At 33.6% G+C, this 14,785-nt stretch carries 13 protein-coding genes; all 13 read right to left on the bottom strand.

Annotation, left to right across the window (positions count from 1 at the left end):
* Positions 1-325 precede the first annotated feature (325 nt).
* A complete protein-coding gene (locus C7958_RS09180) occupies positions 326-1,243 on the bottom strand; it encodes a helix-turn-helix transcriptional regulator (RefSeq protein ID WP_243834311.1) in 918 nt (305 codons plus the stop codon).
* Positions 1,244-1,448: 205 nt separating this feature from the next.
* Complete coding sequence (locus tag C7958_RS09175; RefSeq protein ID WP_111572384.1) at positions 1,449-2,615, bottom strand: M20 family metallopeptidase; 1,167 nt, start codon at positions 2,613-2,615, stop codon at positions 1,449-1,451.
* Positions 2,616-2,617: 2 nt separating this feature from the next.
* Positions 2,618-3,805 carry a M20 family metallopeptidase gene (locus C7958_RS09170; RefSeq protein ID WP_111572383.1) on the bottom strand — a complete coding sequence of 396 codons (1,188 nt, stop codon included), beginning with the start codon at positions 3,803-3,805 and terminating at the stop codon, positions 2,618-2,620.
* A complete protein-coding gene (locus C7958_RS09165) occupies positions 3,802-5,040 on the bottom strand; it encodes a M20 family metallo-hydrolase (protein WP_111572382.1) in 1,239 nt (412 codons plus the stop codon). Before C7958_RS09165 ends, C7958_RS09170 begins: the two co-directional genes overlap by 4 nt.
* Before the next feature lie 64 nt (positions 5,041-5,104).
* Complete coding sequence (locus C7958_RS09160) at positions 5,105-6,286, bottom strand: hypothetical protein (protein WP_111572381.1); 1,182 nt, start codon at positions 6,284-6,286, stop codon at positions 5,105-5,107.
* Positions 6,287-6,864: 578 nt separating this feature from the next.
* On the bottom strand, positions 6,865-7,233 hold the full coding sequence (locus tag C7958_RS09155) for a VOC family protein (RefSeq protein WP_111572380.1): 369 nt from the start codon (positions 7,231-7,233) through the stop codon (positions 6,865-6,867).
* Positions 7,234-7,281: 48 nt separating this feature from the next.
* A complete protein-coding gene (locus C7958_RS09150; RefSeq protein ID WP_111572379.1) occupies positions 7,282-9,552 on the bottom strand; it encodes a beta-glucosidase in 2,271 nt (756 codons plus the stop codon).
* Between the two features lie 81 nt (positions 9,553-9,633).
* Positions 9,634-10,956 (bottom strand): pyruvate carboxylase subunit B, encoded by a 1,323-nt coding sequence (locus C7958_RS09145; RefSeq protein WP_111572378.1) that lies wholly within the window; start codon positions 10,954-10,956, stop codon positions 9,634-9,636.
* Between the two features lie 133 nt (positions 10,957-11,089).
* The gene (locus tag C7958_RS09140) at positions 11,090-11,404 is read right to left on the bottom strand and encodes a PTS lactose/cellobiose transporter subunit IIA (protein WP_111572377.1); all 315 of its coding nucleotides are present in this window, start codon (positions 11,402-11,404) and stop codon (positions 11,090-11,092) included.
* Between the two features lie 22 nt (positions 11,405-11,426).
* Positions 11,427-12,056 (bottom strand): PAQR family membrane homeostasis protein TrhA, encoded by a 630-nt coding sequence (gene trhA / locus C7958_RS09135; RefSeq protein ID WP_111572376.1) that lies wholly within the window; start codon positions 12,054-12,056, stop codon positions 11,427-11,429.
* 151 nt (positions 12,057-12,207) lie between these two features.
* Positions 12,208-13,311, bottom strand: coding sequence for an RNA polymerase factor sigma-54 (locus C7958_RS09130; protein WP_111572375.1), 1,104 nt, complete (start codon positions 13,309-13,311; stop codon positions 12,208-12,210).
* 121 nt (positions 13,312-13,432) lie between these two features.
* Positions 13,433-14,134, bottom strand: a complete 702-nt coding sequence (deoD, locus tag C7958_RS09125) for a purine-nucleoside phosphorylase (RefSeq protein WP_111572374.1) — start codon at positions 14,132-14,134, stop codon at positions 13,433-13,435.
* 410 nt (positions 14,135-14,544) lie between these two features.
* Positions 14,545-14,673: a hypothetical protein gene (locus tag C7958_RS15945; RefSeq protein WP_258394137.1), complete on the bottom strand. Its 129-nt coding sequence runs from the start codon at positions 14,671-14,673 to the stop codon at positions 14,545-14,547.
* Positions 14,674-14,785: the final 112 nt, after the last annotated feature.

The raw sequence follows: 14,785 nt of genomic DNA, 5'->3' as shown, positions 1-14,785 counted from the left end.
GAAGATTAAAAGGATTTTTAGCTGCTCGAGAAAATCTAATTCAACTATTTGAAGAAAGATATTAATTTATTTACACAAAATACTTGACATTACAAATCAAAATATTCAAATAATTTATTTTCTTAGTTTTATTTGATATAATTAAGATGCTATTAAAATAAAGTTTGAAATATATTTTTGATTAGTGAAATTAATCCATTAAAATAAGGATTGAATTATTTCACACTCTAATCTTACCATCCCCCAGCGACAACCCTATGTCGCAAACATCAGTTTTTCTTATAATTTTTCAGCATTTTTTCTAATTCCTGCTGCATTTCTTCTCTCAAATTCTTTGGCTGCAGCACCCTGCTTCGGCCCCATAACCTAAGATCCACTGTTTAATTTCTTCCCGGCTACTGGTTTTCACCTTAAAGATAATTTCATTTCCCTTTATTTCCTCAATCTCCTGTTTGTCACTCCAGTGATATTCGGGCACAAAGCGAGCTGCTCTACCGCTAAATTTAACTTCAACTTCTAGCTCTTCTTTGCCCTGCTCAACTCCCCAGGCATTATCCAATTCTTCAGCCAGAGAAAAACCGTCTGGCAGCACAAAGTCTTCTGCTGTAACTTTTATATCTTTTATCCTATCAATTCGGAAGATTCTATTTTCATTTCGCAGATGACAGAAGGCATAGAGGTAGGGAGCACCATTATTAAAAAACAAATTATAAGGGTCTAATTTTCTCTCGGTTGTCTGATCACTGCTCATAGAATAATAATTAACTAAAATTCTATTTTCATTATTTATTGCTTTTTTGAGCTGTTCAAACTTCTGCTGATGTTCTTCCAGATCAACGAAAGGATCAGAAATAATCTCATAATTTTTTATGTAACTGACCATGCTGTTTTTTAAAAACTCCGGCAGTGAATTATAAACTTTAGCCAGACCTGATTCTAATTCTTTTTTCATCGGGAAACTGCGATTTTGATATTCTTTGGCTGCTAACAATACAGCTTCTGTTTCTTTTTGATCTAAATTAGGTGCTTTGAACCTAAAATTGTCCAGAATCTTGTATTCTTTTAGATTATTATCATAATAAATCGGCACACCAAGTTCTTCCATAATTTTTTTATCACGATGAAAAGTTCTTTCTGAAATATCAAAATAATTAGCAAAATCTTTTGCTTTCCAGTGTTTATAAGGCTCATTTAGAAGCATTATCGTTTTTATTATCCGGAAAATTCGATTATTCTCAGCCATTTTGACCCCTCTTTTCAAAATATTTTGTCAAATTATGTCGTAAATATTAGCATTAATTACTAATTTTTTCTTTATATATAAAGTTCTTGATAAGATAGAACAATCCTTTAATTTTAAACAATAAAAAATCCCTACTTCTTGTTTAATACTGAACTAATCAGCATCACAAAAAGTAGGGATTATTAAAATCATATAATAAATACCTTTAGTATTGCTCCAAAAACTCCAGGGCAAAATTAAAGTAAAGACCTGTTCCTGTTTTTAAGCTTTCTTCATTAATATGAAATTTTGAACTATGATGGGGATAATTTTTAGACTCGTCTTCAAAACCAGCTCCAACAAATGCCATTACTCCTGGAACTTCTCTCAAATAATATGCCATATCTTCACTGCCCGTGGTTTTATCCATTTCAATCAGATTATCTTTAGACACAATTTTTCTGGCAGCAGCCTGACCAATTTCTGCACATCTTTTATCATTAATTGTGGGAGGAGTTCCTTTTTGAATTTCGACTTCAGCTTCTCCCCGGTATGTTTTAGCTGTCTTATCAGCATATCTTTTTATTGCTTCACTGGCCTGTTTTCTTGTTTCTTCTTTAAAACATCTTAAAGTTCCTACGATCTCAGATTTATCAGGAATTACATTAAATCTACTTCCTGATTTCATCTTGCCAAGTGTAAAAACTACAGGATCTAAGGAATCAGTTTCTCGACTTAAAATAGCCTGAGATTCTAAGATAAATGAAGATGCCATAACTATTGGATCTACAGCCTGATGCGGCATTGAACCATGACCTCCTTTACCTGTAAAATTAACAATTACATAATCACCAGATGCCATTCTTGGCCCCTCTTGAATATTAATTTTTCCCGTTGGCAGATTAGCCCAGAGATGAATTCCCATAATTCCATCGACATTTTCTAAAACTCCTGCTTCCACCATTTTAGCAGCTCCCTGAACCATTTCTTCAGCAGGCTGAAAAATTAGTTTAACTCTACCTTTTAACTGGTCTTTAATTTCAGCCAGAGCTCTAGCTGTACCTAACAACATTGCAGTATGGCCATCATGACCACAAGCATGCATAATTCCTTTATTTTTTGATTTAAATTCTAAACTAGTTTTTTCTTCAACTTCTAGAGCATCCATGTCAGCTCTTAAAGCAACAGTTTTTCCTTTTTTCTTACCTTCAATAACTGCCGCCACACCTGTATCTGCATATTCTTGATAACTTATTCCCATTTTTTCTAACTCTTCTTTTACTCTTTTAGAAGTTCTTTTTTCATTCCAGCTGGTTTCAGGATACATATGAAACTCTCTTCTTAAATCTCGAACATAGTCTTCCTGCTTTGCTAATATATCTTTGAAATCCATTATTACTCAACCTCCCCTTCACTTAAAAAATCAAGAGCAAACTGTGCATATAATCCAGAAGCAGTTTTTAATGAATCTTCATCTATATTAAATTCTGGATGATGATGGGGAGCATCTGCGCCTTTAGCTTCATTTCTTGAACCTACAAAGGCAAAAGTTGCCGGAACTTCTGCTGCAAAAAAGGAAAAGTCTTCTCCACCGGTAGTTTTATCTAATTTTACAATAGAATCTTTACCCGAAACCTCAGCTGCTGCTTTTTGAGCAATTTTTGAAATTTTTTGATCATTAATACAGGGCAAAGTCATTTTATTATATTCTAACTCCGCTTTAGCCCGATAGCTTTCAGCTGTCTCTTGAGCAACTCTTTTAATAATTTCTTCGAATTTCTGATTGATTTTTCTGCTAAAACATCTAGTAGTCCCTTCTAAATATGCTGTATCAGGTAAGACATTTCCCTTTGAACCTGAGTTAAAGATATCTACACTTAAAACAGAGGGCTCCATTGGACTCAGTTCTCTACTAACAATAGTCTGCAGGTTCATTACAATTGCTGATCCGGCCATTATAGGATCTACTCCCTGCTGAGGCATTGATCCATGTCCTCCTTTTCCTTTAACATGAATAATAAATTGATTTACAGAAGCCATACGCGGACCGGATTCTACAGAAATTTTACCACTTTCTAAATCATTCCAGATGTGAATTCCAAAGATCGCATTCACATCTTTCACTACACCTTCTTCAACCATAGTTTTTGCTCCAACAGCAATTTCTTCACCGGGTTGAAAAATCAATTTGACTGTACCTGCAAATTCATCTTTTAGGTCATTCAATATTTTAGCAGCTGTAAGCAAGCTTGCTGAATGACCATCATGACCACAACCATGCATTAAACCTTCATTTTGTGATTTATATTCTATCTCATTTTTTTCTTCAAGTTCTAAAGCATCCATATCTGCTCTTAAAGCAACAGTTTTGTTTCCTTTTGCTTTTTTGCTGCCCTGTATTTCACATACAACTCCGGTGCCTGCAGCTTTTTTTGGTTTTAAACCTAGATTTTTAAGTTCTTCTATAATCCGGCGGCAGGTTCTTTCCTCTTTCATACTTGGTTCTGGATACATATGAAATTCTCTTCGCATTGAAACAGCATAATCAAAATACTCTTCTGCCAGATTCCTTGCACTATTCATTCGCTTTCACCAACTTTTAAAACTGTATGATAAACAAGCTCTATTCCTTTTTGTAAATCTTCATAATCCGTCCATTCTTCAGGAGTATGACTTCTTCCATTTTTACTCGGCACAAATATCAAACCAACATCTGTGATAGCCGCCATGATCATTGCGTCATGACCAGCACCACTGATCATTTCTTTAGAATTTAAACCAATCCTTTTAGATTCTTCTTTAAAAGTATTGAAGATCTCCTGTGATAATTCAACTGGTTCAACCATCAACATATTTTGTACAGAATAATCAACATCATATTCTGCCTTTATATCTGCAAGAGCATTATCTATCTTATCCCTTACTTCTTCAATACAATTTAACTCTTTAGATCTGATATCAACAGAAAATTCGACTTCTGCAGGGACAATGTTGGCTGCTCCCGGTTTAACATCAAGAGTTCCAACTGTAGCTACTGTACCATTTCCAGCTTCAAAGGCAAAATTCTTGATTTCAGAAATAACCTCAGCTGCTGAAGATAGAGTGTCTTTACGCATATCCATTGGAGTTGTTCCTGCATGGTCAGCCCTCCCCACAACCTTAACTCGAATTTGATTAATACCAACTACAAAATCTACTATACCTACATCTTTTTCTTCATTTTCTAAAACAGGACCCTGTTCTATATGAAGCTCAATAAAAGCCTTGAGTTTTTCAGGATCTCTTTTAGCTTCTTCAATCTTTTTTGGATCAAAACCAAAATTTTCAAAAGCTTCGGCCATGGAAATACCATCAGTATCTTTAGAATTTAAAAGTTCTTGATAATCTACTTGACCTGTCATTGTTCGACTACCAAATACTCCACTGCCAAAGCGTCCACCTTCTTCTTCAATCATCGCTACAAATTCTATAGGGTATTTTGTTTTTACATCATTTTCTTCCATCACTCTTAAAATTTCAAGAGCCATTATTACTCCAGCTGGTCCATCAAAATGACCACCATTTTTTACAGAATCAAAGTGAGAACCGATCATAACAACAGGTGCATTTTTATCTGTACCTTCTCTTCTAGCAACTAAACTTCCTGCTGCATCTTCATATATCTCGACATCTAATTTCTGCAATTCTTTTTTTAAGTAATTTCTGGCTTCACGATCTTCTTCAGTCAAAGAAAAACGAGTTAATCCATTTTCAGGAGTTGCATTAAACTCTCTTAAATTTTCTATATCATTTTTAATTCTTTCTACTTTTGTTAACATATTATCTACTATCTCCTCTCTTATTTAGAACTTATATTAATTATATTTAAACTCAGAATAAAATTTATAATAATTTAACAAAGAAACCAGCAATAATAACTGAAGCTATAGTTACTGTTGTAAATCCTCCAACCAACATTTTTGGCAGCATCTCATTGACCGCATACTGATATTCTTCATCATTTTTAGTGCTTGCTCGGGCTGATTCCACGGTCAATATATAGTTAGGTGGAAAACCATAAAGAGCAGTCATTGCTATAGAAATAGACATCTCTTTGGTATAACCAAACATTTTTCCAATAAACATTGATACTACAGCCATACCTGAAAGACCAAGTACAATTATACCAAACAAAGGAACAGCAATTTCGGTTAACATTTCAGGTGTTGCATCAGAAAGCCCTGCAAAAATGAAAGCCATTAAAACGGTAATTAAAAACCCAAAAGATCCCGATTTGACTAACGCTTTTTCTTCTAAAAAGCCAATTTCCCTACCTATAACACCAAATAACATGCAAACAACAAATTGATTAAGATGCAAAATCGGTGCAGCTGCTACTGCTAAAGCGGCAACAATTCCAAGTTTAAATAAGATTACATATGTTGTTTGATATTCTTCAGGAAGAGGTGGAATCATTCTGAATCTACTGTCTTTAATCTCTTCTTTTTTCTGATTATTATCTTCCATTTTCACTTCGCCACTTCTCACCTTATCAGCAAGACGGTTAGCTTCTTTTTTTAATAAAAAAGATGTTATTGGATAACCAAAAAACCCTTGAATTACATACATAGCTGTTGCAAGAACAGCTATTGATGTTAATCCTCTTTCAGCTGCTGCTGTTGACATTAAGATGGAAGCTACTACTCCTCCTGTCAGTGGTGGAGTTGCTGCAACTACATTTTCCCAACCAAAAATCAAATTACCAATACTTAAAGTAAGAGTAATTATACCTAGTATACCTCCAAGGGCAATCACAACTGTTTTCCATTGGGCCAAAAGTTCTTTTAAACTCATTAAAGTTCCCATATGAGTTAAAAGTAAATACATTGACAAATAAACAACTGGAGTAGCAAAAGAACTCTGAGTTACTACATCCCCGGGAAGAATAGTCCAAAAACCAATTATGAATAATACCGCTGAAACAAAAACTGACGGGATCATCGCCTTAGTCTTCATAGATACTAACTCACCAACTGCCAAAATTAACAAAACAATACTAAAAGCTTGTGTTACATTTAAATCCATTTTTTCTCCTCCTAGACTACTAAATTCTAATTTAACTACGATTATAACAAAATTTATCTTCCCTGACAATTATTTATTTTCAACAAATTGAATTCTTTAACCATTTGGATATAAAACAAAGAAAAACTCTACATTTGGATGATATTATCCCCTTTTGGTAGACAGATTAAATAATAATTTATTAATATTTTATTGTTAGTAGTCTGTATTTCAACACATGAGCCGCCAATTTCCTGACTGCCCCTATGGATTATTATTTTCATTGATATCTCCTTTATTCAAAGTAAATTTTCTGTTTCAGTTCCATCATTTTTATCATATAGTTTTATTCTTTGCGATTTCCACTCCAACTCCCAATGTTGAATTCTTTATTTGCATAATCTTTCGTTTTGGGTATAATTTATATTAGATACCTTCTTAGTTTTTTAGAGATCAGCATGACCTCTGATACTCCGTATTATACTAAGGGGGTATCTTTTTATCGATATTGATTTTTATTCATTACAGGAATGCTCCTTTAAAATCACTTCAAAAATAAAAAACCCGCTGGCTTTTAACACCAACAGGTTAATTACATCTTATTTATTCTCTACAAACTGAATTTTAACTCCATTCGGATCAAGTACATAAAAGAACTCTATCTGAGGATTGGGTGAGATTGGTCCACTTTGAATTTCAATTCCTTTTTCTTTTAGAAATTTCACCTTTTCTTCAACTGAATCTACTTCAAAACCAAGCGAAATATCTTTTCCAATATCACTTTTAGTTTTATCCTGATCACTAATTAATTCAATCTCAGTTTGACCTGCAGCAGCTGCCAGAAAAGCGATTTCTCTATCCGGGCCAGCTTCAAATCGTCTCTGAACTTTTAAATCAACTATGTTCTCATAAAAATCAATTGACTCCACTAAATCCTTAACTTTAATTGTCGTCCATAAGTAACTCATTTTTAGCCTCCAATTTAATTTCCCAATAATTGACAAGTACCCGGTACCCTAGCAGTTTTGGTTTAGTTTCTTTACAATTTCTTCGACCTGGTTCCTGCTGATAGCACCTTCAGAAAACATGGCCAGTGATCTTAAAGGCATGTACTTAAACATTGCTTCCATCATCTCATCATCTCTACCTTCAAGTCTCTCCATTAACTCTGTTCCCTTAAGATATTCTTCCAGCAGCTGATTGAAGTATTTCTCAGCTTCTGGATCAGAAACAATATCACCAATATTAGTATTAATTGTATATTCATCAGGCAGCTCAACTGTTGACTCAATCTTAATTTTTTCTTTAAGTCTGATATCACGGGAAGAACTACCAATTAAAATTTCATAGTCTCCACTTTCTACATACCAGTCATCAATTTCAGTATTAAAATAGGCAAAGGCTCTTTTACCGAGCTCAAATTCTACAATTTTTTCCTGTTCCGGTTCTAATTCTATTTTAGCAAATTCTTTCAATTCTTTCTCAGGTTTAATTACAGTGCTCTCAGGATCAGACACATAGAGCTGGATAATTTCTTTGCCATAAGTATTACCTGTGTTTTTTACTTTTAAGTTTAGTTTCAGCCGCTGCTGATCTGTGATCTCTTCTTTTTCAATCTTTAAATCACTGTATTCAAAATTAGTATAGCTTAAACCAAAACCGAATGGAAAAAGCGGCTTGACTTCCTTGCTGTCATAATAGCGATAACCAACAAAAATGCCTTCACGATATTCTACCTTATCCTTTTCTCCTGGAAAAAACAGATAAGAAGGATTGTCACTTAATTTATGAGGGAAAGTTTCTGCCAGTTTTCCGGATGGATTAACCCGACCAAATAAAATATCAGCTGCAGCACCTCCACCGGCCTGTCCTGTTAGATAAGCTTCTAAAACACCCTTAACTCTATTTAACCAGGGCATTGTAACCGGAGAACCATTACTTAATACTACAACTATATTTTGATTGACCTCTGATAACTCATTGATTAAATGATTCTGATTGGGAGGCATCTCCAGGGTATCACGATCATAACCTTCTGACTCGTAGCGATCTGGTAAGCCGGCAAAAACAACCACCTTATCCACTTTTTCTGCCAGCTCTTTTGCTTTTGCAATTAACTCAATATTATTATGATCATCATCTATCGAATAACCTTCAGCATAGAGAAGTTCTCCCTGACTGTATTTATTTAATTCAGCGTAGGCAGTATCTACCTGATAAGGGTTAATATGAGAACTGCCACCTCCCTGAAAGCGCGGCTTTCTGGCAAAGGCTCCAACTACACCCAGACTTTCATTTTCAGCTAATGGCAAAATTTTATCTTCATTTTTAAGTAAAACCATCGAATCAGCTGCAATTTCCCGGGCCAGTTTGTGGTGTTCCTTTTTATCATAGTCTAAATCATCTCTGGATTTTTCTACTGCTTTCAGGACAATTTTTAAGATTCGTTCTGCAGCTCGATTGAGACTTTCTTCACTTAAAGTCCCTGCTTCAACTGCGTCAACAATAGCTTTCTTACCATCTCCGTGACTGGAAGGCATTTCGAGCTCTAATCCTGCTTCTACACCCCGATCACGATAGTTTACTGCTCCCCAGTCGGAAACTACAAAACCTTCGTGTCCCCATTCTTCTTTTAGAATATTTGTTAACAGTCTTTTATGTTCTGAGGCATGAGTTCCATTGACTCTATTGTAGGCACACATTACTGTCCAGGGCTGTGCTTCTTTAACTACCTTCTCAAAAGCTGATAAGTAAATTTCTCTTAGAGTTCGCTCATCAATCTCTGCATCAACTGTCAGGCGCCTGTGTTCCTGATTATTTGCTGCAAAATGCTTGAGAGAAGTTCCGACTCCCAGGCTCTGAACTCCTTTAACATAATTTGCGGCCAGTTCTGAAGCTAAAAGTGGGTCTTCAGAAAAATATTCAAAATTGCGGCCACAGAGAGGAGAACGCTTAATGTTCACTCCCGGACCTAAAAGAATATTTACAGCTTCTGATTGACATTCTTCTCCTAAAGCTTCCCCCATTTTAGTCATTAAATCGCGATCCCAGGAACAGGCTAAAGCAGAAGCGGTTGGAAAACAAATTGCCTCAAGGCTTTCGTTGATACCTACATGATCAGCATCTTCATCCTGTTTTCTCAAGCCATGGGGACCATCCGCCATCATAATCGCCGGAATATCAAGTCTTTCAATAGCTGCCGTCTTCCACCAGCTGGCACCAGAACAGATTTCTGACTTTTCTTCAACAGTCATTTTTTTAAGTAAATTTTCTATTTTTTTTTCCACAGTAAATTCTCCTTTCAGAAATATAAATAATTAAAATTTTAGTTTATCACTCTTTTAATTATATTCGCGAAAACGATTTAATTACCTGTGTTCTTTTAAGAATTTTTCTGCAACTTCTGGAAAAAGAATATAGGATAAAATATCTTCTTCTCTGCTGCTGATATTTTTTATCTCTGCTGCAGCTTTTTCGTATGCTGGCTCAAGATTATCAGCAGGCCGATTTGTAATTACTTCTTCTTTATTTATAGTCTTTTCGATTAACTCAGGCTTGATTTCTCCAGGTGGTCTTCCGTACATCCCTCTCAAATAATTTTTAAATTCTTTGGAAACAAAACCGTATCTTTTCCCGGTTACAATATTAAAGACTGCCTGAGTACCGACAATCTGACTGGTAGGAGTTACAAGGGGTGGATAGCCGAGATCTTTACGAACTTTAGGTATTTCTTCTAATATTTCTTCATAACGGTCAAGCTGATTTTGTTCCCGCAGCTGGTTACGCAAATTAGACAGCATTCCACCTGGCAGCTGATTTGTAATAATTCGAGGGTCAACCTCATAGGAACCAAGATAATCCTGATACTTATTTCTGATTTCTCTAAAGTATTCTCCCACTTCTTCCAGTATTTTTGCATTTAAGGAAGCATCAAATTCACTATTTTTAAGTACTGCAGCCATAGTCTCTGTTGTTGGCTGAGCTGTGCCAGAACTAAAAGCAGAAATTGCTGTATCAATTATATCAACTCCAGCTTCCACTGCTTTTAAATATGTCATAAAAGCAAAACCGGCAGTATTATGGCTGTGAATTTCTACTGGTAAATTAATTTCTGATTTTAATTTTTTTACCAGATCAAAAGCTTTAAAAGGAGTTAACAATCCAGCCATGTCTTTTATGCAGAGAGATTCTATTCCTCTTTCAGCTAAGATTTTTGCTTTTTTAACAAAAGTCTCACTGTTGTGGATAGGACTTGTTGTATAAACTATTGATCCCTGAGCTTCTGCACCATATTTTTTTGTAAACTCTACCGCTTTTTCCATATTTCTAATATCATTTAAAGCATCAAAAATTCTGATCACATCAATTCCATTTTCTACTGATTTTTTGATAAATCTTTCTAATACATCATCAGGATAATGCTTATATCCCAGAATATTTTGACCTCTTAATAACATCTGCAGTTTTGTCTGTTTAACTTCTTTTCTAATTTTCCGGAGCCGCTCCCAGGGATCCTCATTTAAAAAGCGCATACAGCTGTCAAAAGTAGCTCCTCCCCAGACTTCTAGCGCATAATAGCCTGCCTGATCAAGCTTAGTTATAATTGGCAAAATATCTTCAATTTTTAATCTGGTTGCAATCAAAGACTGCTGACCATCTCTTAAAACTGTTTCTGTAAATTTAACTGACATTTTCTAACCACCTAATTTATATATTTTTTTGAATAGTTTTTAATATTAAAGTCTTGATAAAAACTACCTCAATTTTTACAATTTTTCTTTAAAAAAAGACAGTTCTTAATGAACTGCCTTTTAAAAATGTAGCTTATTGTTTTTCTTCAAGTCTCTCATATAAATCCATAAATTCTTTTGCCATATCTTTTAGCAAGATAGCTGTCATCAAATGATCCTGAGCATGTGTGAGCAGTAGACTACTTTCTAATTTATTTTCACCAGCTTCCTGGTTAATTAATTCAGTCTGCTTTAGATGGGCTTTAATCAATTTATCATCTGCCTCTTCATAAACGGCCTCTGCCTGCTCTGGCTCATTGTTTTTGGCATTTTTAACCGCTTCTAAAAATTTCTTTTTTACATCTCCACTTAAAGAAATAATTTCAATCAAATTCTCTTCTAAATCCATCAATATCCTCCTTGATCAACTATTAACCGAGTGCAATAAAAACCATCAGATAGTGCAGTATTCCACCAGCTAAAATAAAGAAGTGGAATATCTCATGAAACCCAAAATTTGGGGAGATATCTGGTTTTTTAATTATATAAAATACTGCTCCAGCTGTAAATGATAAACCTCCGGCAAACATTAATATTAAATTGGATGTGGGCATTGTCATAAATAACTGATGAAAAGCAAAAATTCCAACCCAACCCATTAATAGATAAATTATAGTATATAAAATTCTGGGGGTTTTAAAATACATAAACTTCAGGAAAAAACCTCCTAGAACAAGTCCCCACTGAATTCCAATAATTGTCCACTTTAACCAGCCTTCTAGATAAAGGTAGGCAACAGGTGTATAAGAACCTGCAATCATCACAAATATTGCAAAATGATCTAATTTGCGCCAGATTGATTTTTCATTATCTTCTTTCTTAAAAGCATGATACAAAGAACTTGACAAAAATAAAAATGCTACTGAAACACCATATACTGCAGCTACAATTATTTTACCGGGACTTTCCAGTGCGCGAAAAATTAAAAGACCTAAGCCGATTAAAGCCAGTATGAATCCAACAAAATGAGAATAAAATGAAACTCTTTCTTCTTTTCTCATTTTTAAAACCTCCATTCTCTCTACTTTCAATGATTATTTCATTATAAAATCATTATTTCAGCTAAGTCTTTTACAATTTAGCTTATCTATTTACATTATAACATTTATCAGCTCACAAAAAAACAAAAAGTCCAGATAAATTTATCCGGACTTAATTTTTATATCTTGATCTTGAACCTTTAATAGCAAGTGATTTACGGTATTTAGCCACTGTTCGTCTTGAAATATCAAGTTCATATTCCTTTTTGAAAATCTCAACTATCCTGGCATCACTTAAGGGGTTGTTTTTGTCCTCATTTTTTATTAACTCAATAATTATAGCTTTAATACTGACAGAAGAAAGATTATCAATACCACTATTAAAAAACATTTTAAAAGGAACAGTACCCTGTGGAGTTTGAATATATTTATTTGTTGTAGCTCTACTGACTGTAGATTCGTGCATTTCTATCTGCTCTGCTATTTCCTGCATTGTCATTGTATATAACTGCTTAAAACCATACTCAAAAAAATCAGACTGTTTATCTATAACAGCCCTTAAGATTTTGATTATAGTTTGTTTTCGCTGTTCAATGCTTTTAATTAACCAGAGAGCTCCTTTATATTTTTTCTTTAAATACTCTTCTACCTCTGGATCACTATTGTTTTTTAAAAGATTTAGATAATAAGAGCTAATTTGCAAATCGAAATTATTACTTTCGTTAGATATTATTTCAAATCCAGTTTCATTTCTCTTGACAGTTAAATCTGCTTTCACATACTCTGCACATGGATTTACAGAATTTAAAGCTTCTTTTAAATCTAAACCCTTTATTTTTTTATAAATACTTTTTATTTTCTCAATGTTTTTTTCTGCTTTTGAATCAAAAAATATTTGAGCAGCTTCTTTAAATTCTAAACTTAATTCTCCTTGATGATTTAAATTACCTACAATAAACTTTCCTAGCTCTAATTGATCATCACTTAAAACTTCAAAAAGTTGGTTTTCTAAACTCTCGCAAAATTGAGGCTGGTAAGCAATAAAATTTTCATAATTAGGTGATTCTTTTTTTATCCCACTATAAGTAGAACTATTGAAAGTATTATCAGCTTTATTTTCTACTATTTTCAGCAGAGGGTTTTCTTTTGCCTGTTCATTAATAAATTCTTCTAATTCTAGACTATTATATTGAAGAATTTTTACAGCCATTTGTAATTGGGGAGTCATCACTAATTCCTGTTTTGCTTTTAAATCCAGATTAATATCTACCTGCATAATTAAACTCCTTGCAAATTTAATTTTTTGAATTTTGAAAACAAAAATTTAAAATTTTAGAGCTGTCTGACCATTAATCAGCAGCTCTAAAATATTTATCATCTTAGAAATATATATTAAGTTATTCAGCTAATTCCAGGGCTATTTCCATCATTTCAGTAAAGGTCTTTTCTCTTTCTTCAGATGTAGTCTCTTCTCCAGTTACTAGAGAATCACTTACGGTTAAAATACTTAAGGCATCTACACCATATTTAGCAGCTAAAGTAAATAACTCAGCTGATTCCATTTCTACACCTAAAACCCCGTATTCTTTCCATTTTTTCCAGGCCTCTTTGTCATCATTATAAAAAGCATCTGAACTTAAAATTGTACCTACTTTTACATCTGTACCTTTTTCTTCAGCTACCTGATAGGCTTTTGATAAAAGCTTAAAACTGGCTGCTGCTGCAAAATCCTTACCATCAAAACGCATTTTGTTTAAATTAGAATTACTGCAGGCTGCCTTAGCTAAAATTACATCTCTCACCTGAGCTTCCTCATTAAAAGAACCACAGGAACCAACTCTAATTAGATTCTTGACTCCATAATCTCGAATTAATTCATTAACATAAATTGAAAGAGATGGCATTCCCATACCTGTTCCCTGAGTTGAAACTTTTTTCCCTTTATAGGTTCCTGTAAATCCATACATTCCCCTTACATCATTGTATTGTTTTACATCGTCTAAATAATTTTCTGCAATAAATTTAGCTCTTAATGGATCACCAGGCAGCAGAATAGTTTCTGCAATTTCTCCTTTTTTGGCACCAATGTGTACACTCATAAATATGACCTCCTATATATTTTCAGTTCTAATTCTTATTATAATATATTTTAAGAAAAATGACAAAAAACTACCCTAAACACGAAAAACCACCCGGGGAGGGTGGCTTTATTATTATATTTAAGGGTTATATATAATTATTTACTTATTAGTTTTAGTTATTAGTTATTGCTTATTACTTAGCTTTAATTATTATTTTAGCCTACTCGGCTTCTATAAAGAACTTAGTAGTTACCTAAGTTTTTGAATGCATTTAGCTTTGCTTGATTCTCATTAGATTCAAGCTTAGCCTCTTTTATAAATTTAAACATACTGTTAAACATATGCAATCATCCTCTCTTATAAAGTTATTTAAGTTATAATGTGATTGACTTATTTATTCAATTAGTGTCTTTTAAATAAAACGGTTTTTAATACTGGTTCATGTTTGTAAAAGAATCATGCTTCAGCTGTTTTTCTTTGACTGAACGAATATTACTTTCGATTCTTCTACCCTCATTATTAGTAGCTTTAATGAATGTTAATAAAGAATTCAACATTATTAAATCACCCTTTCTTATAGTCTTATTATTGTAAATTAGTTATTAGTGATTTTCTTATATGATTTATCTTACATTCATTATACATCTTTTAATCTTCTTGTCAAGGCTT

It is taken from the genome of Halanaerobium saccharolyticum (genome assembly GCF_003259895.1).
GTDB lineage: Bacteria > Bacillota > Halanaerobiia > Halanaerobiales > Halanaerobiaceae > Halanaerobium > Halanaerobium saccharolyticum_A.
This window is presented reverse-complemented; position numbering and strand designations above follow the sequence as displayed.

Excerpts from the sequence above, each read along its gene's own strand:
- C7958_RS09180 (WP_243834311.1), bottom strand. The coding sequence starts at position 1,243 with ATGGCTGAGAATAATCGAATTTTCCGGATAATAAAAACGATAATGCTT.
- C7958_RS09175 (WP_111572384.1), bottom strand. The coding sequence starts at position 2,615 with ATGGATTTCAAAGATATATTAGCAAAGCAGGAAGACTATGTTCGAGAT.
- C7958_RS09170 (WP_111572383.1), bottom strand. The coding sequence starts at position 3,805 with ATGAATAGTGCAAGGAATCTGGCAGAAGAGTATTTTGATTATGCTGTT.
- C7958_RS09165 (WP_111572382.1), bottom strand. The coding sequence starts at position 5,040 with ATGTTAACAAAAGTAGAAAGAATTAAAAATGATATAGAAAATTTAAGA.
- C7958_RS09160 (WP_111572381.1), bottom strand. The coding sequence starts at position 6,286 with ATGGATTTAAATGTAACACAAGCTTTTAGTATTGTTTTGTTAATTTTG.
- C7958_RS09155 (WP_111572380.1), bottom strand. The coding sequence starts at position 7,233 with ATGAGTTACTTATGGACGACAATTAAAGTTAAGGATTTAGTGGAGTCA.
- C7958_RS09145 (WP_111572378.1), bottom strand. The coding sequence starts at position 10,956 with ATGTCAGTTAAATTTACAGAAACAGTTTTAAGAGATGGTCAGCAGTCT.
- C7958_RS09140 (WP_111572377.1), bottom strand. The coding sequence starts at position 11,404 with ATGGATTTAGAAGAGAATTTGATTGAAATTATTTCTTTAAGTGGAGAT.
- trhA (WP_111572376.1), bottom strand. The coding sequence starts at position 12,056 with ATGAGAAAAGAAGAAAGAGTTTCATTTTATTCTCATTTTGTTGGATTC.
- C7958_RS09130 (WP_111572375.1), bottom strand. The coding sequence starts at position 13,311 with ATGCAGGTAGATATTAATCTGGATTTAAAAGCAAAACAGGAATTAGTG.
- deoD (WP_111572374.1), bottom strand. The coding sequence starts at position 14,134 with ATGAGTGTACACATTGGTGCCAAAAAAGGAGAAATTGCAGAAACTATT.
- C7958_RS15945 (WP_258394137.1), bottom strand. The coding sequence starts at position 14,673 with ATGTTGAATTCTTTATTAACATTCATTAAAGCTACTAATAATGAGGGT.